The organism is Aquicoccus sp. SU-CL01552 (genome assembly GCF_040365005.1).
GTDB lineage: Bacteria > Pseudomonadota > Alphaproteobacteria > Rhodobacterales > Rhodobacteraceae > Antarcticimicrobium.
The window spans coordinates 58,093-74,437 of record NZ_BAABWV010000015.1 but is presented as its reverse complement, the minus strand read 5'-3'; the positions used below and the strand labels follow the sequence as shown (position 1 = coordinate 74,437).

Annotated in this window: 25 protein-coding genes and 1 pseudogene; 22 read left to right on the top strand and 4 right to left on the bottom strand. The window is 61.7% G+C overall.

Annotation, left to right across the window (positions count from 1 at the left end; all coding sequences use genetic code 11):
• The first annotated feature begins 2 nt into the window (after nt 1-2).
• The 12 genes and pseudogenes from ccoN (at nt 3) to ABWV23_RS16630 (ending at nt 6,847) form a co-directional block, all read left to right on the top strand.
• On the top strand, nt 3-1,628 hold the full coding sequence (ccoN, locus tag ABWV23_RS16685) for a cytochrome-c oxidase, cbb3-type subunit I (protein ID WP_107754752.1): 1,626 nt from the start codon (nt 3-5) through the stop codon (nt 1,626-1,628).
• Between the two features lie 4 nt (nt 1,629-1,632).
• Nucleotides 1,633-2,361, top strand: a complete 729-nt coding sequence (gene ccoO, locus ABWV23_RS16680; protein WP_353349778.1) for a cytochrome-c oxidase, cbb3-type subunit II — start codon at nt 1,633-1,635, stop codon at nt 2,359-2,361.
• A complete protein-coding gene (locus ABWV23_RS16675) occupies nt 2,358-2,522 on the top strand; it encodes a cbb3-type cytochrome oxidase subunit 3 (RefSeq protein WP_353349776.1) in 165 nt (54 codons plus the stop codon). The genes ccoO and ABWV23_RS16675 overlap by 4 nt, the downstream gene beginning before the upstream one ends.
• Nucleotides 2,515-3,426, top strand: a complete 912-nt coding sequence (ccoP, locus tag ABWV23_RS16670; protein WP_353349774.1) for a cytochrome-c oxidase, cbb3-type subunit III — start codon at nt 2,515-2,517, stop codon at nt 3,424-3,426. Before ABWV23_RS16675 ends, ccoP begins: the two co-directional genes overlap by 8 nt.
• A complete protein-coding gene (locus tag ABWV23_RS16665; protein WP_353349772.1) occupies nt 3,423-3,581 on the top strand; it encodes a hypothetical protein in 159 nt (52 codons plus the stop codon). Before ccoP ends, ABWV23_RS16665 begins: the two co-directional genes overlap by 4 nt.
• A 13-nt stretch (nt 3,582-3,594) precedes the next feature.
• Nucleotides 3,595-4,392: a DUF2189 domain-containing protein gene (locus ABWV23_RS16660; RefSeq protein ID WP_353349770.1), complete on the top strand. Its 798-nt coding sequence runs from the start codon at nt 3,595-3,597 to the stop codon at nt 4,390-4,392.
• Nucleotides 4,389-4,463 (top strand): annotated as a pseudogene (gene ccoS / locus ABWV23_RS22410) (cbb3-type cytochrome oxidase assembly protein CcoS); the annotation flags it as partial. The gene ABWV23_RS16660 and the pseudogene ccoS, both read left to right, overlap by 4 nt.
• A gap of 16 nt (nt 4,464-4,479) precedes the next feature.
• Nucleotides 4,480-4,782, top strand: coding sequence for a hexameric tyrosine-coordinated heme protein (locus ABWV23_RS16650; protein ID WP_502901665.1), 303 nt, complete (start codon nt 4,480-4,482; stop codon nt 4,780-4,782).
• Entirely contained in the window at nt 4,779-5,057 is a 279-nt protein-coding gene (locus ABWV23_RS16645; RefSeq protein WP_107754745.1) for a DUF6522 family protein, read from the top strand. Before ABWV23_RS16650 ends, ABWV23_RS16645 begins: the two co-directional genes overlap by 4 nt.
• Before the next feature lie 130 nt (nt 5,058-5,187).
• A complete protein-coding gene (locus tag ABWV23_RS16640; RefSeq protein WP_353349766.1) occupies nt 5,188-5,607 on the top strand; it encodes a hypothetical protein in 420 nt (139 codons plus the stop codon).
• Nucleotides 5,608-5,645: 38 nt separating this feature from the next.
• Nucleotides 5,646-6,134: a plastocyanin/azurin family copper-binding protein gene (locus ABWV23_RS16635; RefSeq protein WP_353349764.1), complete on the top strand. Its 489-nt coding sequence runs from the start codon at nt 5,646-5,648 to the stop codon at nt 6,132-6,134.
• Nucleotides 6,131-6,847, top strand: a complete 717-nt coding sequence (locus tag ABWV23_RS16630; RefSeq protein WP_353349762.1) for an RNA polymerase sigma factor — start codon at nt 6,131-6,133, stop codon at nt 6,845-6,847. Before ABWV23_RS16635 ends, ABWV23_RS16630 begins: the two co-directional genes overlap by 4 nt.
• Nucleotides 6,848-6,977: 130 nt before the next feature.
• Here the strand turns inward: ABWV23_RS16630 and ABWV23_RS16625 are convergent, their stop codons facing one another.
• The 3 genes from ABWV23_RS16625 to ABWV23_RS16615 all read right to left on the bottom strand — a co-directional run bounded on the left by ABWV23_RS16625 (nt 6,978) and on the right by ABWV23_RS16615 (nt 9,019).
• Nucleotides 6,978-7,820, bottom strand: coding sequence for a hypothetical protein (locus tag ABWV23_RS16625; protein WP_353349760.1), 843 nt, complete (start codon nt 7,818-7,820; stop codon nt 6,978-6,980).
• 237 nt (nt 7,821-8,057) lie between these two features.
• Nucleotides 8,058-8,720: a hypothetical protein gene (locus ABWV23_RS16620; RefSeq protein WP_353349758.1), complete on the bottom strand. Its 663-nt coding sequence runs from the start codon at nt 8,718-8,720 to the stop codon at nt 8,058-8,060.
• A 14-nt stretch (nt 8,721-8,734) separates the two neighbouring features.
• On the bottom strand, nt 8,735-9,019 hold the full coding sequence (locus ABWV23_RS16615; RefSeq protein ID WP_353349756.1) for a hypothetical protein: 285 nt from the start codon (nt 9,017-9,019) through the stop codon (nt 8,735-8,737).
• 174 nt (nt 9,020-9,193) lie between these two features.
• Here ABWV23_RS16615 and ABWV23_RS16610 point away from each other — a divergent pair, with 174 nt between their 5' ends.
• The gene (locus tag ABWV23_RS16610) at nt 9,194-9,436 is read left to right on the top strand and encodes a type II toxin-antitoxin system ParD family antitoxin (RefSeq protein WP_353349754.1); all 243 of its coding nucleotides are present in this window, start codon (nt 9,194-9,196) and stop codon (nt 9,434-9,436) included.
• Nucleotides 9,437-9,441: 5 nt separating this feature from the next.
• Nucleotides 9,442-9,762, top strand: a complete 321-nt coding sequence (locus ABWV23_RS16605; RefSeq protein WP_353349752.1) for a type II toxin-antitoxin system RelE/ParE family toxin — start codon at nt 9,442-9,444, stop codon at nt 9,760-9,762.
• Between the two features lie 13 nt (nt 9,763-9,775).
• On the opposite strand, the gene ABWV23_RS16600 is transcribed toward ABWV23_RS16605, so the two are convergent.
• The gene (locus tag ABWV23_RS16600; RefSeq protein ID WP_353349870.1) at nt 9,776-10,003 is read right to left on the bottom strand and encodes a hypothetical protein; all 228 of its coding nucleotides are present in this window, start codon (nt 10,001-10,003) and stop codon (nt 9,776-9,778) included.
• A gap of 245 nt (nt 10,004-10,248) precedes the next feature.
• Here ABWV23_RS16600 and ABWV23_RS16595 point away from each other — a divergent pair, with 245 nt between their 5' ends.
• The 8 genes from ABWV23_RS16595 to ABWV23_RS16560 are packed head-to-tail and all read left to right on the top strand — an operon-like array spanning nt 10,249 to nt 16,341.
• Nucleotides 10,249-10,575 (top strand): hypothetical protein, encoded by a 327-nt coding sequence (locus ABWV23_RS16595; RefSeq protein WP_010138156.1) that lies wholly within the window; start codon nt 10,249-10,251, stop codon nt 10,573-10,575.
• Complete coding sequence (locus tag ABWV23_RS16590) at nt 10,532-11,215, top strand: lytic transglycosylase domain-containing protein (protein ID WP_353349868.1); 684 nt, start codon at nt 10,532-10,534, stop codon at nt 11,213-11,215. The genes ABWV23_RS16595 and ABWV23_RS16590 overlap by 44 nt, the downstream gene beginning before the upstream one ends.
• A complete protein-coding gene (locus ABWV23_RS16585; RefSeq protein WP_010138154.1) occupies nt 11,212-11,502 on the top strand; it encodes a TrbC/VirB2 family protein in 291 nt (96 codons plus the stop codon). The genes ABWV23_RS16590 and ABWV23_RS16585 overlap by 4 nt, the downstream gene beginning before the upstream one ends.
• A gap of 9 nt (nt 11,503-11,511) precedes the next feature.
• Nucleotides 11,512-11,790 (top strand): VirB3 family type IV secretion system protein, encoded by a 279-nt coding sequence (locus ABWV23_RS16580; RefSeq protein WP_009574151.1) that lies wholly within the window; start codon nt 11,512-11,514, stop codon nt 11,788-11,790.
• A complete protein-coding gene (locus ABWV23_RS16575; RefSeq protein ID WP_353349748.1) occupies nt 11,780-14,164 on the top strand; it encodes a VirB4 family type IV secretion/conjugal transfer ATPase in 2,385 nt (794 codons plus the stop codon). Before ABWV23_RS16580 ends, ABWV23_RS16575 begins: the two co-directional genes overlap by 11 nt.
• Nucleotides 14,161-14,376, top strand: coding sequence for a hypothetical protein (locus tag ABWV23_RS16570; protein ID WP_353349746.1), 216 nt, complete (start codon nt 14,161-14,163; stop codon nt 14,374-14,376). Before ABWV23_RS16575 ends, ABWV23_RS16570 begins: the two co-directional genes overlap by 4 nt.
• A gap of 4 nt (nt 14,377-14,380) precedes the next feature.
• Nucleotides 14,381-15,547 carry a lytic transglycosylase domain-containing protein gene (locus ABWV23_RS16565; protein ID WP_353349744.1) on the top strand — a complete coding sequence of 389 codons (1,167 nt, stop codon included), beginning with the start codon at nt 14,381-14,383 and terminating at the stop codon, nt 15,545-15,547.
• Nucleotides 15,544-16,341, top strand: a complete 798-nt coding sequence (locus ABWV23_RS16560; protein ID WP_353349742.1) for a type IV secretion system protein — start codon at nt 15,544-15,546, stop codon at nt 16,339-16,341. Before ABWV23_RS16565 ends, ABWV23_RS16560 begins: the two co-directional genes overlap by 4 nt.
• The last annotated feature ends 4 nt before the right edge of the window (nt 16,342-16,345 follow it).

The window sequence follows — 16,345 nt, the reverse complement described above, 5'->3', positions numbered from 1 at the left end:
AGATGACAGCATCGTTGTCGGTTTCCGAACGCCGGGTTGGAATGTTTCTGTCGGTCCTGCTGGCCCTGATGGGCCTTGCCATGGCTGCATCGGCGCGTCACGGGGTCATGTCGGCCCACGGGTTCATGGCGCTCGGGCTCGGGATCGCGCTCGCATTTCTGCTCGGCGGCGCGCTCTATGATCCCGAGCCACCGGCCAATCGGTTGCAACGCTACTATGACGCGCCGACCCGTTTCGGACTTGTCATGACACTGATCTGGGCGATGATCGGCATGGGCATCGGCGTCTGGGTTGCAGCGCTCTTGTACTGGCCAGAGGGAACGCCGCCTTGGCCGGCTACCAGCTTCGGTCGACTGCGTCCCGTGCACACGACCGGGATTATCTTCGGCTTTGGCGGAAACGCGCTGATCGCCACGTCTTTCCACGTCCTGCAACGCACCTCGCGCGCGCGGCTCGCCGACAATCTGAGCCCCTGGGTCGTGCTCATCGGCTACAACCTGTTTTGCGCCTGGGCCGTCACCGGCTATCTGATGGGGTCAACCCAATCCAAGGAATATGCCGAGGCCGAATGGTATGCGGATCTTTGGCTGGTGGTGATCTGGGTGACGTATTTCGTCTTATATATCCGCACGCTTGCCCGCCGGAACGAGCCGCATATCTATGTCGCCAACTGGTATTACCTGGCCTTCATCCTCGTTGTGGCGATGCTGCACATCGTCAACAACCTCGCGCTTCCCGTGCGCTGGACGACGGCAGAGAGCTTTCCGATCTGGTCGGGCGTGCAGGATGCCATGGTGCAATGGTGGTATGGCCACAATGCGGTTGCCTTCTTCCTGACCGCGGGGTTCCTCGGAATGCTCTATTATTTTCTCCCGGTGCGGTCCGGGCGACCGATCTGGTCCTACCGCCTGTCGATCGTCAGCTTCTGGGGCATCACCTTCTTCTATATCTGGGTGGGCTCGCACCACCTGCATTACACCGCGCTGCCTTACTGGGCGCAGACGCTCGGCATGACATTTTCGGTAATGTTGCTGGTGCCAAGCTGGGCCTCGGCGGGCAATGCCATCGCGACGCTGAACGGCGCCTGGCACAAGGTGCGCGACGACGCCACGCTGCGCTTCATGTTCGTGGCCGCGGTGTTCTATGGTCTGTCGACCTTCGAAGGATCGTTCCTCGCCATTCGCCCGGTCAATTCGCTGTCGCACTACACCGACTGGACCGTGGGCCACGTCCATTCCGGCACGCTCGGATGGGTGGCGATGATCGTCTTTGGTGCGATCTATACGCTGGTTCCGCAACTCAGTGGCAAGACGGAGATGGCGTCGCCACGGGCCGTCGAATGGCACTTCTGGCTCGCCGTCACAGGCACACTCGTCTACGTCATATCGATGTGGAACGCCGGGATCACGCAGGGGCTGATGTGGCGGGCCTATGACGAGAACGGCGCGCTGTCCTACAGCTTTGTCCAGTCGGTCGAGGCGATGGCCCCCTATTACCTGCTGCGCACCATCGGCGGAGGGCTGTTCCTGACCGGGGCCGTGATCTGCGCCTGGAACTGTCGCGCCACGATGCGCGGAACGACGGAGGATGCCACCGACCGGCCCCTTGTCGCGCAGCCGGCGGAGTGAGCCCATGCTAAAACTGCACTACAATCTGGAAAAAATCTCCATGGGGCTGGTGGCGGCAATCATCGTGGCCGCTTCGATCGGCGGGATCGTGGAAATCGCACCGCTGTTCACCATCGACGAAACGGTTGAGCTTCCCGATGACCTGCGCCCCTATACCCCTCTGGAACTGGCCGGGCGCGAGATTTACATCCGCGAGGGCTGCTATGCCTGCCACAGCCAGATGGTGCGCAGCCTGGCCGACGAACTGGATCGCTATGGCCCCTATTCGCTGGCCTCGGAAAGCGCCTACGATCACCCGATGCTCTGGGGATCGAAGCGCACCGGCCCGGATCTGGCGCGACTGGGCGGCAAGTATTCGGACGACTGGCATGTGGCGCACCTGATCGACCCGCGCAGCGTGGTGCCGGCCTCGATCATGCCGTCCTACCCCTGGCTGACGCGTCCCCTTGATACCGATCTGTTATCTGACGCGTTGGCCACGCTGGCCCGGCTTGGCGTACCCTATGACGAGGACATGATCGCGGCGGCGGAAGCCGATGCGCTGGCGCAAAGCCGCCCGGACAGCGACGCAGTGGACGGATTTCTGGAGCGCTACGGGGAACGTCCCGAGGCCCGAGTCTTCGATGGTGATCCGTCTCGCCTGACAGAGATGGATGCGCTTGTGGCCTATCTCCAGTCGCTGGGCACCTTGACCGATGCACCCTACCGGATACTGGCGGGGGGGTCCCAATGACCCATGACATGCTGGTCTATCTGTCCAAGACGGTTGGCCTGATCTGGCTGATGGGGTTCTTCCTGATTGTCGTCATCCGCGCCTACAGCCCGTCCCGGCGCAAGGCCTATGACGCCGCCGCCCGGTCCGTGCTGCCTTCAAAGGAGGTTGGAGATGAGTAACCCGACCGATCCGAGGCAACTGCCCGGCGCCGATCCCCATACGGGCAATCGCAAGATCGATCCGGTCACCGGCTACGACACCACGGGGCACGACTGGGGCGGTATCACCGAGCTCAATACCGCGTTTCCGAAGGTCGTGATCTGGGCACTGGTGCTGACGTTTCTTTATTCGGTCGTTGCCTGGATTCTCTTGCCCGCCTGGCCGACCGGACGCGATTACACACGTGGCTTGCTCGGGCTGGACCAGAGCGAAGAAGCGATCAAGGGCTTCAACAGCCTTGCCGACAGGCGGCAGGACTGGCTGTCGCGTTTCGAGGGCGAGAATTTCGTCGCTCTGCAATCCGACGCGACACTGATGGCGACCGCAATGCCCGCCGCCGCGCGCCTGTTCGCCGACAACTGCGCGGCCTGCCACGGCACGAACGGGCAGGGAGGGCCGGGCTTTCCGGTCCTGTCGGACGAAACATGGCTGTGGGGCGGCGACACGGAAGAAATCGCCACGACCATTCGCCACGGCATCAATACCGAAGATCCCGACACCCGCTACGCCGAAATGCCGACCTTTGACTGGATGGAGCGATCTGATCGGTTGGCCTTGGCCGAATTCGTTTCCGAAATGCGCGGTGGAGTTGTCGATTTCGAGAGCGCCGCGGGCACGCTCTTTTCGGAGAATTGCAGTTCCTGCCACGGCGAGACCGGGACGGGAGGTCTCGAAATCGGCGCACCCTCCTTCACAGACGAGGCGGTGATCTATGGCCAGGACCGGGAAACGGTGATGGAAACGCTCCGACGCGGGCGCCACGGGGTGATGCCGGCCTGGTCGGGTCGCCTGTCAGAGGCCGAAATCAACCTCCTGGCGCTCTACGTGGCCCGGCTTGGCCGACCCGAAGGAGGCGGACAATGAGGCCGGCCGTGCAAAAACGGTTGGCGGTCGGCGCGGCGCTGGCCGCCGTCCTGCTGTTCCTCGGCGCGAATGCGCATCTGCTGACCGTTGCCCTGCGATCGCAGCCGGACTGCCGCGAAACGGCCGGGGCGATGCCTGCCAGGCGGTCCTGCTGAAAAGGAGAACGGGATGCTGGAACCACTACCAACCTTGCGAAACCCGGATCGGCCCGCCTCGCCCCACGCACGCGACCTGCCATCGTCTTCGGCGGCGGACTGGTTGCGGGCAGGTTGGCATGATGTGCGAATGGCGCCGTGGGCCGGCCTTGCCTATGGGCTGTTTCTGACACTGGTATCCTATGCGGTCCTCTGGGCACTCCACGCGAGCCATCTCTTGTATCTCGCGCTGCCCGCGATCTCAGGCTTCCTGATTGTCGGCCCGTTCCTGGCGATCGGGCTTTACGAGAAAAGCCACAGGCAGGCACAGGGTCAACAGGTTTCGTTTTCCGACATGCTGGTGTTCCGGCCGGCGTCGGGCGGGCAATTGGCCTATGCAGGATTGCTGCTCGGACTGCTCGTCCTGTTCTGGCTCAGGGCCGCGGACCTGCTCTATGCGCTGTTTTTTGGCCTTAGCCCGTTCCCCGGCGCGGAGGAGGCGTTGATCAACGCATTGACGACGCCACGGGGATGGGCGCTAATCATCACCGGTACTCTGGTGGGCGGGTTGTTCGCGGCCTTCGCCTTCGCGATCAGCGTCTTTTCCATTCCCATGCTGGTGTCGCGCAAGACCGATGCGCTGACCGCCATGGGGCTGAGTTTTGTCATGACGGTGAAGAATCTGCGCCCCATGCTGGTTTGGGGTCTGTTTGTCGCCCTGGGATTGGGCCTGTCAGTCGTAACCGGCCTGATTGGGCTGATCGTCCTGTTCCCGGTTCTTGGTCACGGCACCTGGCATGCTTACCTGGCAATCGCGGGTGAGCGGCAGTGAGCCTCCTGTTGCTCATACCTCTCTCGATCGGACTCGGTCTGCTAGGTCTCTGCGCGTTTTTCTGGGCGCTCAGAAACGGACAGTTCGATGACCCTGATGGTGCCGCGTGGCGCATCATCCCTCCTGATCAAGCAATCGAAACAGAAGGTAAATCCGATGGCAAACTGGCTCCCGACACTGAAGACGACAACGCCCGAAGAGGGTTATGACCTCGCGGTAAAGCTTGCACGTGTGGCCGTGAAGCTGACCCAACCAGACGCCGACGTGCGTGACCGGTTGCGACCGGAATACGCCGAAGACTCCGGCGCCCTGATCGCTGTCAGCCAGGTGGTCGCGACGCATTTCGCCACCGTCGCGGCGGCAAATGGCTACTGGCAAGACAGGACATGACCGACGTTGAACGACGCGGGAACCAATTCGTCGTCGACGCGCTGGTTCTGGCCGACGCGTTTGACCTGTCCGTCGAAGAAACCCGTCACCGGATGCAAGGCGGGCAGATCGCATCTCTTTGCGAGACGGGAGAGGGTGAGGACGCGGGCCGTTGGCGATTGACATTCCGTCACCAGGGCCGCGCCCTGCGGTTGATCGTCGATAGGCGTGGCGAGATTCTGGGAAAGAGCACGTTTCCGGTCGGTCATCCGAACAGGGCTGCCCAAGCAAGATAACATGGAACCTGCCACAACCAGGCGGGCCAAAACCTGACGGCGAAACATTTCTGCGAACCTTTCTGACTCTGGCGCATCAAAGAGACAGGTGCCCACGACTGTGGCACCTCAGACATTGAAAGGAAGTAAAATGAAATCCGCTCTCACTCTCGCCGCGATCGCGCTCACTTTGTCCACGGGCAATGCCCTTGCCCATGACGAGGACGTGCTGCAGATGTCGCCCCCGGGCGCCCCCTATATCCAGGTCAGCAATGCGCTGCCCCTGCCGGAATTCATCCCGGGTCTCGGCACGCTGTTCGTTGACCCGGATACGCTCCCAGCCGGCCCGTTCCTGGCCTATGACCATGACGGCAATCTCTCGGCCACGGTTTACATGACGCCTTTGGAAGACCTGCAGAGCGGTACCTCCTATGACGGGCTGGCGGTCGGCAATCACACGGTTTCATCCGTCGACATCTACTTCAACGCCGGGCATCCCGGCGTGGACAGGCCCCATGCCCATGTCGTGCTGTTCCACGACGAGGATGCCAAATCGAGGCTTGCGGAATGACGCCGGGCCGCAGAGAGTTTCTTATGGTCGGGGGTGGCGTGATCGCCACCCTCGGCTTTCCGCGCGTCACATTGGCGGGCCCTGGTGAAACCATTGAGATGAAGGGAACCGCACGGGGAGAGCATGTCTGGTTCGCACCGGTTGGCCTTGCGGTGGCCCCGGGCACGACCGTACGTTTCGTGAACCGAGATCCCGGGAACAGCCATACCGCGACCGCCTACCATCCGGACATTTTTGATCGGCAACGGCGTATTCCGGAACAGGCCGTCGCGTGGGACAGCGACTTCCTGCTGCCCGGTGAGAGTTTCGAGGTCACGCTGACGGTTCCCGGTGTCTACGATTACTATTGCCTGCCGCATGAAATGGCAGGAATGGTCGGCCGGATCTTGGTCGGTCAGCCAACCGATCAGGGATGGGAGGGGGCGGCGGGCGACAGCGACGATCTTGAGCCCGAGGCGCTTGCAGGATTTCCGCGGGTGGACGACATCATCGCCCGCGGCCGGATCCTGCGGGAGGAATACGAATGACCAATCTGTCCCGGCACCGGGTCGATCAACACCAGATCATCGACGAAACGATCAGCGAGGGCGACCTGCTGGCGGCTGCGGCTGCACGTTCTGAACCCGCGGTCCGGGAACTGATCCGGCGCAACAACCCTCGGCTGTTCAGGGTCGCAAGGGGGATCGTTGCGACGGATGCCGAAGCCGAAGATGTGGTGCAGGAAACCTATCTCGCAGCGTTTCGACGTCTGGACAGCTTTCGCGGAACCTCTGCTTTTTCGACCTGGATCACACGCATTGCGATCAATACCGCCCTGATGCAACTGCGTCGAAAGCACCAGGAGGAGGAGTACGATACGGTGAATGAGAACGATGGGACTTCCGTTACGCCTTTTCCGGGAATGGTCTCTGAAACCGCCGAGACCGTGCATGGGCGCCAGCAGCTTCGACGGATCCTTGAAGAGCTGGTAGACTGTCTGCCCCACGAATTGCGTCTCGTGTTCGTCCTGAGCGAAACGGAAGGCATGACGCAGAAAGAGATCGCCCGCGACCTGGAACTCAACCCGATTACGGTCAAAACCCGGCTGTTCCGGGCACGCCGCTGGTTGCGACAGGATCTGGAGCGCCGGGTGAAAGGGGGCTTTGATGCCATCTATCCCTTCGATGGTGCACGTTGCGCCAACATGGCGGACCGCGTTGTGCGGGGTTTGACCAGGCAGGGCCATCTAACAAAGAGATAGACACTCTCCAGAAGCCATGCTGGCCGCGAGATCCTCCTTCAAACCTCTGATGGCATTCAAGCTCGAGCTCAGGTATGGATCGATGAAAGACTTTGCAGGTCACTCGATCCAAACTTGACGTAATTGAGCCTTACCTCGAGATTTCTCCCGCCAACACCGCTCGTCCGTGCACGGCCAAGGTCGCTGAAAACCTTTGGCACCCAAACTTGCGGATCACATCGAGTACCCGCGCTTCGTAGGCAGCGTGTCCAATCAAGCGACACAAGTCGGACGCGTGGAACTGGCGGTTCGCAGTTGGTGCGGCTTGCATCTGTCTCAGCAATTCGCGCTCTTTGGGGTCCGTTATTGGTCTCGCGGGCGGCTTGACCGCGGGACGAGGTGGAGTTCCCGACGAATTCCGCCATCTGCGCATGAAGCCAAGCAAAAAGCCGGCAGGCACCTTACCGTTGCCTCGGGACCGGTTGAAAGCGAGGAAGCGATCCCAGATGACCTGGGTGTCGACGTTCCAGCAGGGCAGGGTGGTCTTCGCTGCTTTGATGAGCTCCGCCCAACTGGTCTGAAAAACGTTCGAACTCGGGGTGATTTCGATCAGCCCTGAGAAGATAGTTTTGTTATTATTATCTCTAGATAGTGATGTGTCGCCTTCACCTGACACGAGATCATGGGTTTCACTCTCCTCGTCGAAGGCGGAAAACCGAAAGATCCAGGGCGCGAATTTTCCATTCGGCTTTGCCCGCTCGAGCTGCAACTCCGACGTCTCAAGTTCGCTCAAAAGAACCGAAAGATATTGTCGTGAAACACCCATCTTCTCCGCCAAAGCCGAGAGGGTGAAGGCTGCCGTTCCGCGCGACAAACCGTTGTAGCCATCCTTCCAGGCGATGGCGTCGAGGATGAGGGTGGCAAGCTTGTGCGCTGCAACAGAGAGATTTGTCTGCGTAATCCGTCGCAGGATCAGGCCGGTCGTAGGTTCCATGGTCGAGGTCTCCTTGGAGATCCGACGCCATGTCGTGAGACAACAACATTCTTGCCAGCAAAACAACTTTGCTGGTTGCAGGTGTTTTAGCGGTGCGCTAGGAAACTCTTGTTCACGGAGTTTTCTAGCACGGCGTCAGGCTTCACGGTCTGGCGTCGTCTCCTTTTTTTGGCGTTTTGCACAGCCTTCCGTGCCGGGTTGTAAGGACGCGCGCGGCAAAACCGCGCGCAGATTTTGTCAGTAGCGAACTTCTTCAGAACCATAGATCCCGGCGTGATCACGCCAGTCGACGAAGACGGAGCGGTAGAAGTAGCTGCCGCATCCATTCGGGATGCTCAGGCCGGATGCGGCTGGCACCTGGCCCACGGTGGATCTTGTCCATCGGTAGTCGCCCTGCACGCCGTAGGACCCCAATCGCGTCGAGTCGCTGCGATTGCAGTCGCCATCTCGGTTTTCATGCTGGCGGTACTGGATGTGATAAACGCGAATGCTGCGCACGAAATCAAAGGCGTCGCCCGAGATGTCGATGTCGGCTTGTTCATCCGCCTGGACGCGGACAAGCGGGATCGGAATCGTCTCCTGCGGTTCGGGCGGTTCGGGCGAATCGCGGAACGTGATGGCATAAAGGCGTTCCATGGGCGACATCGGACTGGGATCGTTGAGCGAAACACCCATCGGACACCGCCAGATTTGCAAGGGCGGCTCGATCGGCCAGGGTGTGATCCGCCGAATGAAGACCGCTCTGGCATGCGCGCAGGGCGCGGAGGCAGGCCAGCCCCCCGCAAGGCAGAGGAGGATCGCACAGTCGACCTGATAAGCCTGAGCCGGTGCTGACGAGGCCAATAGTCCAGATATGCTGATTGCCGTGGCCGTGGCCACGCCGTGGATCACGTGCTTCATGATGCCGACTCCATCTATAATGGTGCAGCGATACGAAACAACATTACTGATAGCAAGGAGATTTGATTGATGGTGACATGCGATTGTTCGCTTGTGTCGCGTGACGGCTTCCAAGGTTTGACGCCGATTTGGGCTTTTGTGGCGTCTTGAAAGCGGCCAAAATAGCGGTCCCCACTCACGTTAACTGCCAAACAAACATTTGTGACAAAAGGAAAATGTTGCGTTCCAATGCGGCCACGAAAGCGGTCATGGAAGAACAGACCGCATGAGCCCATCACACGGCGAGTCGCAGCGCTCATGGTCTCGGGACGGGCGGAACGGAAAACTGTCCCGCCTGGTTCCCCGGCTGGAATCCGGACGCAGAAGGACGGGATGGAGCAACGAGCCTATGTTTGGCCCCATGTTGGAACCGAACATGAGCTTGAAGATTTATGTCAGTATCTGATAGGATCGAGCATAGATAGGAGAGTCTGATGCCAAACGTCCACCTGACCGAACCGATGCAGAAGTATGTGCAGGCGCAGATCGAGTCCGGCGCCTACGCCAATCTGAGCGAAGTCGTGCGTGCCGGCGTAAGGATGCTGATGGAGCGGGATGGCGCGCGGCAGTTCTACGCCCTCAAGGCCGATCTCGAGATGGCAGCCACCCTAGCCGAAAATGGGGACTTCGCCGAGTTCGATGCCCATGCTTTCGAACCGGATGCGTTTGATCGCTGACCCGCATGACTATTCGACTTTCCGGTCGGGCCAGGGCCGACCTTGAAGAGATCCGTGCCTACACCGTCGAGACCTGGGGCAGGGACCAATGGCTCGTCTATTACCGCCAGTTGGTCACCGCCTTCGAGCGGATCACCGGGGATCCCGACAGAGGGCGGGATAGGAGTCTCTTCGTCCCAGGGATGCGATCCGTCAATTGCCAGCGTCACGTGATCTTCTACAAGCGGCTAGATGCGGCGGATGGCGCGGCAGTTATCCTGCGCATCGTGCACCAGCGCCGCAACATGCCCGCGCTCGTCTACTACGAGGATCTCGACGGCGGCTAAGCCATGCGTCTCCTCATTCCAATAGCTCGACTAGCCTTCCATAGTCCTCACTGACCTCGCGCGCCTCCTGAAACGCGCGTTGGCGCTCGGCATCAAGACAGCGGAAGTAGTCCTGGATGTCGGCGATGTAGCCCTCGAAATCGGATCGCAGCAGATCGGCATATTCTCGAATGTCTTCCCGAGACTGAGGCAAGAACGGTCGTTCGGGAGGTACGCAATCCGCAGCGGCGGCTACCGGCATGCTTCCAAGCAGAAGCGCGAACAGCAACGGTGCGTTGCGCGCAATAAACAAGCGCAGGGCAAAACTCCTTTGCCGCCTTTAAGATTATCATTCTGTCGGCTATCACTTTTATCGGAGCAAGGCGAACTTCGTCAACACGTCATTATTGTCTTGCTATCATTAATGTTGTTTTGTATCGCTCACGGTGTTGCGACCCCGTGGGCCTGATACTGCACCCAGGCAGAACAAGGACCCAAGGGAAGGCCATGATAGAAGAAGCCCCGAATGTGGTTACAGAAGACGGACTGCGCGGCTTGCTCGCCGAGGGCTACCTCATTGAGGTGGTCTGCAAGGAGAGAGCAGAGAAGCGCCATAACAGCTGGTACGGCTCGTGGGTCATCCGCGCCGTCGCCACTGATGGGCGTGACGATAAGATGCTCGTCACCAGCCGAAGCGTCCTCAAGCTCCGCGACTTCAAAACCATCGTTGGCCTTGTCAGTTTCCTGGCCGACATGGGCTGTACGACCGCTAGCATCCCACTTGAAGAAGGTGGCCGCGAGCGCCACGCCGCGCCTCCGGTCAAAGGCAGCTGACCGCGCGACTGCGCTCGTCGTTGCTTTGGGTACAGGCGTTTGTTCCGCGCCCCCGGCCCTGGCCGACGGTTTCATCTTCCAGGTCCGCCCAGACGGCCAATTGATATCCTCTTCTCAAGAGGCAAACGGGCGCCTTTTTCTCTTCGCAGAACCTTGCGTTCCTGACGCAACGAGCGAGACAGCGATCCCGGCTCGATCCGCCGCCCGCGCCACCCCAGAAATCCTCCATGCGATCGAGACCACGGCTCTGCGGTATGCCGGGCATGGTGCGCTGCGTCGCGCAGGGCTTTCAGTCACTGATTGGGCGCTCCTTTACCGGGCCAATATCGAAGTCGAGAGCGCATACAATCCGGCTGCACGTAGCCCTGTCGGTGCCATAGGCCTTGGCCAGCTTATGCCGGATACCGCCCGCGACCTCGGCGTGGACCCACATGACATTGCGCAGAACCTCGACGGATCAGCCCGCTACTTGCTGATGATGCTCGACCAGTTCGGCGAGGGCTCCTTGGCCCTTGCGGCATACAACGCTGGCCCTGAGGCGGTCACACACCACGGCGGCATCCCCCCTTTTCGAGAAACCCAAGGGCATGTGGCCCGTGTGACCGCCGTGTTTGAGCGGCTCAGAGGAGATCTTTCATGACATCGAGACCTTCGATCGTCGCGCTCAGCGCGATGGCCCTTATCATGCTGGCGGGTCCAGCGCTTGCACAGAGCATCGACCTCTCGCCGGTACAGACCCTGCTTCAAGGCATTGTCGATGCGATTACCGGTCCCTTGGGGATCGTGATTGGCACGCTCGCACTGATCGGGGTGTTCCTTTCCTGGCTCTTTGGCATCCTCGACTTCCGTCAGGCGCTCTGGGTCGTGGTTGCAATCGCGGGCATCGCCGCAGCACCCACCATCGTCGCCGCCATCTGGACCACCTGAGCTCCGTCCATGGCTGACCAGTCCCGCGTGTTCATCGGCCTTCTCAGGCCACCCAAGCTGATGGGCTTGCCGATCATGTACGCCATGGTCTGGCTCTTCGGCTCGACGCTTCTGTTTCTCTGGGTGCAGAGCTGGGTGGTCGCTGTGTTCGCGGGGCTGGCCTGGCCGGCGCTCTGGAAGGCCGCAGACTGGGATCCGAACTTCCTCGATGTCCTGGTGATCACCCTGCAGGAAACCCCGCCCACGACGAATCGCAAGCTGCACGGAGGCGACAGCTATGCCCCGTGATGGAATTGCCTATGAGGTTGAGAACGCCATCGATCCGCTGACCGCGCTACCGGCATGGGTCAAGGGCGAGAAGCGGCTCTCAATGATGCTGCCTTATGTGAGCCTCGTGAACGACCGAACGATCCGGACACGCGGCAACGAACTGATGCAATGCATCAGGCTCGAGGGGGTGAACAGCACCACGAGCGAGGACGCGCATCTCGACCGGATCGGAGGGTTGCTGGCTGGCATCGTGGCGCAGGTCGGGACCGAGTTCTCATTCTACCTGCACAAGGTCTCGAAAGCGGTCGACGTGACCCTGCCGCCCGTTCAGGGCGAAGGGTTTGCGGCTGCCGTCGACGAACGATGGCACGCGCATCTCGGCCGCGCGGGTTTGCGCGACAAGACGCTGACCCTGACGGTGCTGAAGCGACCTGAGACCGGCAGCCGCTTGCCGTTCGGACTTGGGGCGTCTCGCTCGCGACATGCGGCCGACACCTCCCGCCGCTTGCGCAAGCTCGACGAGGTTGTGGGGTTTCTGCTGTCCTCCTTCGATGAGCTGAAGCCCCGCCTGCTGGCCGCAAGCACCGGCGAGCTTCTGGGCTTCCTCGGTTCACTCAACACGGGCGAGGAGCACCCGCTCTTCCCCCGGTCGCGCCTCGGTGTGATCGCCGAGGACGTAGCCAATACGCGCGTCACCTTCCGCGGCACGACCATCGCACTCTCGGACGGTGCCGTCGGCGACAAGCTCGGGGCGATCTTTGCGGTGAAGAACTACCCGGCCAAGACCGATAGCCTGATGCTCGACGAGTTGAATCTGCCCGTCGACATGGTGGTCACGCACTCTTTTGTGCCGATCAACGCCAACATCATGGCGGGCCGGATCAAGCGGCAGCTGCGGCTAATGCAGGCCGCCAATGACGGAGCCGTCAGTCTCGCCCAGGAACTGGAACTCGCGCAGGACGATCTGGAATCCAAACGCCTGATCTTCGGCGAGCACCACATGACCCTGGCCGTCTATGCCCGCACCCAGACGGCGCTTGACGACATCGCGGCCGAAATCCGCAACATCTCCGCCACTTCCGGGATCAACCTGATCTCGGAAGCCTTCGGGGCGCGGGCGCATTTCATGGCGCAGCATCCCGGGAACACAGGGGCGCGCAGCCGCAAGGCCGCAATCACGAACCACAACTTCGCCGATCTCGCCACCTTCCACCGCACCCCGCTCGGAAAGACAGGGCGGGAAGTCCCCTGGGGCGTGCCGATCACGCTCTTTCCGACACCCGAGCGCAGTGGTTTTCGCTTCAACTTCCACGAACAGGGCGCGCCGGATCGCGAGCCCACGGGAGGCCACACGCTGATCCTCGGCCGTCCCGGCTCCGGCAAATCCGTCCTGGCGGCTTTCCTGATGACCATGGCACGGCGGGCAGGTGCGCGGGTCTTCGTATTCGACTATCGCGCGGGCATGGAGATGGCCGTACGCGCGCTCAGCGGCAGCTATTCGACGGTGCGGGCAGGGCGACCCACGGGTCTGAACCCGCTGCAAACCGAGATCGACGCCCGCGGGCAGGCCTGGCTTGCCGACTGGCTTGCAAGTCTTCTCGAGCGCCGCGACCGGCCTCTGACCCCGGTGCAGACCAACCGACTGCAGGAGGTCGTACGCCAGAACGCGAGCGCAGGACATGCGGGCCTACGGAACTGGTCGGATTTCGCCTCGCTGCTGGTCTCGACCGATGACGAAGGCGATCTCTTCGAGCGTATGCAGGAATGGACGGCCGAGGGTCGCTACGGCTGGATCTTCGGGGCCAATGCCGAGGACAGTTTCAGCATCGATGGAGACGTCGCGGGCTTTGACCTCACCGGCATCCTCGATTCCGAGAGCGAGCGGGAACGCATGGCGGTCCTGTCCTACCTCTTCCGCCGGGTCGAGCGGGTGATCGAGGACCGCAAGCCCACCATCATCGTCATCGACGAGGCATGGAAAGCCCTCGACAACGCCTACTTCGCGGAGCGACTCAGCAACTGGCTGGTGACCGCCCGCAAGCAGAACGCCGTCGTCGTGATGATGACGCAATATGCCAGCCAGCTCGAGCGCACGCGCACCGGCAAGACCATCGTGGAAGCGGTGCCGACGCAGGTGCTCTTGCCCAACATTCGTGCTTCCGCCGCTGACTACGCGATGCTCGGCCTGACCGAGAAAGAGCTCGACGTGCTTCTAGGCGTCGGCTCGGCCTCGCGGCTCGCGCTTGTACGCGACGACCGTGGTTCCGTCGTGATCGATGCCGATCTCAGCGCGCTCGGCCCGCTCGTGACCATCCTTGGCGGAATGGAGAAGGGCGAAGCGCTTGTCGGCGCCGATTATCGCGAACGTCCTGATTTCTGGAGAGTGACATGACCCGTACCATCATTCGCAGCGTCGCGCTGCTCGGGCTCGGCCTGACCCTGACGGCCTGTGCGGAGCATAACCCCCCGCAAGCCAACTGCTTCAATTTTCACGAGGCTCCTGCGCAGGCAGGGACCGCCACCGCCACGATCTCGACCATGGGGGCGGAGGTCACGCGGCGCGACACGGCCTGCGATTTCGTCCTCTTGGGGGCGGGCGACTGAGCCAATGCGGACCTGGCTTCCTCTCTCAATGATCGGCTTTGCACTGGCAGCTCCCGCGGCGGGGCCAGCGGTCGCCCAAGGCGTGCCAACCTTCGATCTGCGCCTCTTTGCAGAGCGGCAGGCGATCCTCGAGCAGACTGATCGGGACCTGGCACTGCAACAGGACCGGCTGACCCGCGAGGAGGAACTGGCCGAGATCGAGCGGCAACAACTCGCCTCGCTCGAAGGGCTGATGGATGCCATGTCCCTCGGCTCCGGCGATGTCGCAGGCACCGTGGCCGGGCTCGAGGCGGGGCAGGGGTCGGTTGGTGACGTCGAAAGCGCCGCCGCCAGCCTCTATGCGCCCGAGGATAACAATCCGGCCGCGGCCCGGATGTTCGGCGATGCCCGGGAGGGGATCGAGGAGCTGATCATCCGCGCAGCACGCGACACCCATAGTCTGTCCGGGGTCGGCCGCGCAGGTCTTTCGCTCGTGCAATGGCGCTGTCTCTTGCAGGCGCTGATCTGGCAGGAAAGCCGTTTCCAGATCGGGGCACGCTCACCCGTGGGGGCCTTCGGCCTCACCCAGATCATGCCCGGTACCGCAGGCGATCTCGGGATCTACCCGGCCTATTACGACGATCCCTATCTGCAGGTCACGGGCGGTGCGCGATACCTCGCCCAGATGCTGAACATGTTCGATGGCAACATTATCCATGCGCTCGCCGCCTATAACGCCGGTCCGGGCAATGTGCAGGATTATGGCGGTGTGCCGCCCTTCGCGGAAACCCAAGCCTATGTCGTGGTGATCCCGCAGCAGTACAACAGCTACCTCGCCGCCGTAGGCGGCATTGATGCGCTTGGCACCATCGACCCTGTGCTCCTCGCCAACGCGAGTTTCAGCCTCTCGGCCCACGGCGCAGGGGTCTATGGCGACTATTCGCTGATCTCGGTCCGTGCCGCCGCCCTGCGGGTTCAGGACATCATCACCCGCATTGGCGAAACCGAAGACCTGCACGAGGCCATCGCTCTCAACACCTATGCCCGGGCCGAACTGGCCCGGCTGGTCGCAATCCGGACCCGGATTAAGGCCGCCCGAACCGAGCCACTCAGCGCCGAGCAGATCGCCTTGGCGGCAGCGCAGGCTGCCGAGCGGCAATTCATGGATTTCAGTCAGGAGGATTTGCGTTGAACCTGCGCCTGCCCCGTTCCCTTTTCGCCGGTAGCATTGCTCTCGCGCTCACCCTCAATGTCACCGGACCTGTCGCGGCACAGGGTGTGCCCACAGTGGACACTCAGAACATCGCCCAGGAAATCCGCCAGCTTCAACAGATGCTGCAGGATTTCGGGATCCAGACGGATCTTCTGGACAATGCGTTGGAGCAACTGGACATGCTGCAAAGTCAACTCGATCAGCTGAACGAGATGTATGCCTCGCTCACCGGGCCGCGCAGCATCCTCGGGCTTGCCATGGGCGGGGACCTCGACACCTTGCTTGAGGCCAACTTCGAAGACATCCCCGGCCTGATCCGAGGCATCCAGGCGGGCGATTGGAGCGCTCTCATCGGGCCCAATGCCGGGCCCATGCGCACGCAGATGGAACAGGCGCTGGCAAGCGCCGGGTTCGACGAGGATTCACTCCGCGAGATCGCCACCAGCGACAATCCGGGCGCCGAAGGCGTGGCCACGCGGGCAACCACAGGTGCTGTGATGTCGGCGGCGGCGCAGAACAGCCACGCAGAGGCGGAACAGTCTCTCGAGCGGGTGGAACGTCTGGTCGAGATGATCCCGGACATGGAAGATCTCAAAGCCTCGATGGATCATAACACACGCGTCACGGCGGAACTCGCCATCGCCATGACCCGGATGTGGGAGCTGGAAGCGATCCAAACCCTCGGCGCTGGCAATGCAGGCGTGGTTGACGCCGCCACCGTTGCTGAAGAACGCCGCTACATGGACTTCACCTTGCCGGATCTTGAGCCGTGAGTGG

Excerpts from the sequence above, each read along its gene's own strand:
- ccoN (WP_107754752.1), top strand. The coding sequence starts at position 3 with ATGACAGCATCGTTGTCGGTTTCCGAACGCCGGGTTGGAATGTTTCTG.
- ccoO (WP_353349778.1), top strand. The coding sequence starts at position 1,633 with ATGCTAAAACTGCACTACAATCTGGAAAAAATCTCCATGGGGCTGGTG.
- ABWV23_RS16675 (WP_353349776.1), top strand. The coding sequence starts at position 2,358 with ATGACCCATGACATGCTGGTCTATCTGTCCAAGACGGTTGGCCTGATC.
- ccoP (WP_353349774.1), top strand. The coding sequence starts at position 2,515 with ATGAGTAACCCGACCGATCCGAGGCAACTGCCCGGCGCCGATCCCCAT.
- ABWV23_RS16665 (WP_353349772.1), top strand. The coding sequence starts at position 3,423 with ATGAGGCCGGCCGTGCAAAAACGGTTGGCGGTCGGCGCGGCGCTGGCC.
- ABWV23_RS16660 (WP_353349770.1), top strand. The coding sequence starts at position 3,595 with ATGCTGGAACCACTACCAACCTTGCGAAACCCGGATCGGCCCGCCTCG.
- ABWV23_RS16650 (WP_502901665.1), top strand. The coding sequence starts at position 4,480 with ATGACCCTGATGGTGCCGCGTGGCGCATCATCCCTCCTGATCAAGCAA.
- ABWV23_RS16645 (WP_107754745.1), top strand. The coding sequence starts at position 4,779 with ATGACCGACGTTGAACGACGCGGGAACCAATTCGTCGTCGACGCGCTG.
- ABWV23_RS16640 (WP_353349766.1), top strand. The coding sequence starts at position 5,188 with ATGAAATCCGCTCTCACTCTCGCCGCGATCGCGCTCACTTTGTCCACG.
- ABWV23_RS16630 (WP_353349762.1), top strand. The coding sequence starts at position 6,131 with ATGACCAATCTGTCCCGGCACCGGGTCGATCAACACCAGATCATCGAC.
- ABWV23_RS16625 (WP_353349760.1), bottom strand. The coding sequence starts at position 7,820 with ATGGAACCTACGACCGGCCTGATCCTGCGACGGATTACGCAGACAAAT.
- ABWV23_RS16620 (WP_353349758.1), bottom strand. The coding sequence starts at position 8,720 with ATGAAGCACGTGATCCACGGCGTGGCCACGGCCACGGCAATCAGCATA.
- ABWV23_RS16615 (WP_353349756.1), bottom strand. The coding sequence starts at position 9,019 with ATGAGCGCTGCGACTCGCCGTGTGATGGGCTCATGCGGTCTGTTCTTC.
- ABWV23_RS16610 (WP_353349754.1), top strand. The coding sequence starts at position 9,194 with ATGCCAAACGTCCACCTGACCGAACCGATGCAGAAGTATGTGCAGGCG.
- ABWV23_RS16605 (WP_353349752.1), top strand. The coding sequence starts at position 9,442 with ATGACTATTCGACTTTCCGGTCGGGCCAGGGCCGACCTTGAAGAGATC.
- ABWV23_RS16600 (WP_353349870.1), bottom strand. The coding sequence starts at position 10,003 with ATGCCGGTAGCCGCCGCTGCGGATTGCGTACCTCCCGAACGACCGTTC.
- ABWV23_RS16595 (WP_010138156.1), top strand. The coding sequence starts at position 10,249 with ATGATAGAAGAAGCCCCGAATGTGGTTACAGAAGACGGACTGCGCGGC.
- ABWV23_RS16585 (WP_010138154.1), top strand. The coding sequence starts at position 11,212 with ATGACATCGAGACCTTCGATCGTCGCGCTCAGCGCGATGGCCCTTATC.
- ABWV23_RS16580 (WP_009574151.1), top strand. The coding sequence starts at position 11,512 with ATGGCTGACCAGTCCCGCGTGTTCATCGGCCTTCTCAGGCCACCCAAG.
- ABWV23_RS16575 (WP_353349748.1), top strand. The coding sequence starts at position 11,780 with ATGCCCCGTGATGGAATTGCCTATGAGGTTGAGAACGCCATCGATCCG.
- ABWV23_RS16570 (WP_353349746.1), top strand. The coding sequence starts at position 14,161 with ATGACCCGTACCATCATTCGCAGCGTCGCGCTGCTCGGGCTCGGCCTG.
- ABWV23_RS16565 (WP_353349744.1), top strand. The coding sequence starts at position 14,381 with ATGCGGACCTGGCTTCCTCTCTCAATGATCGGCTTTGCACTGGCAGCT.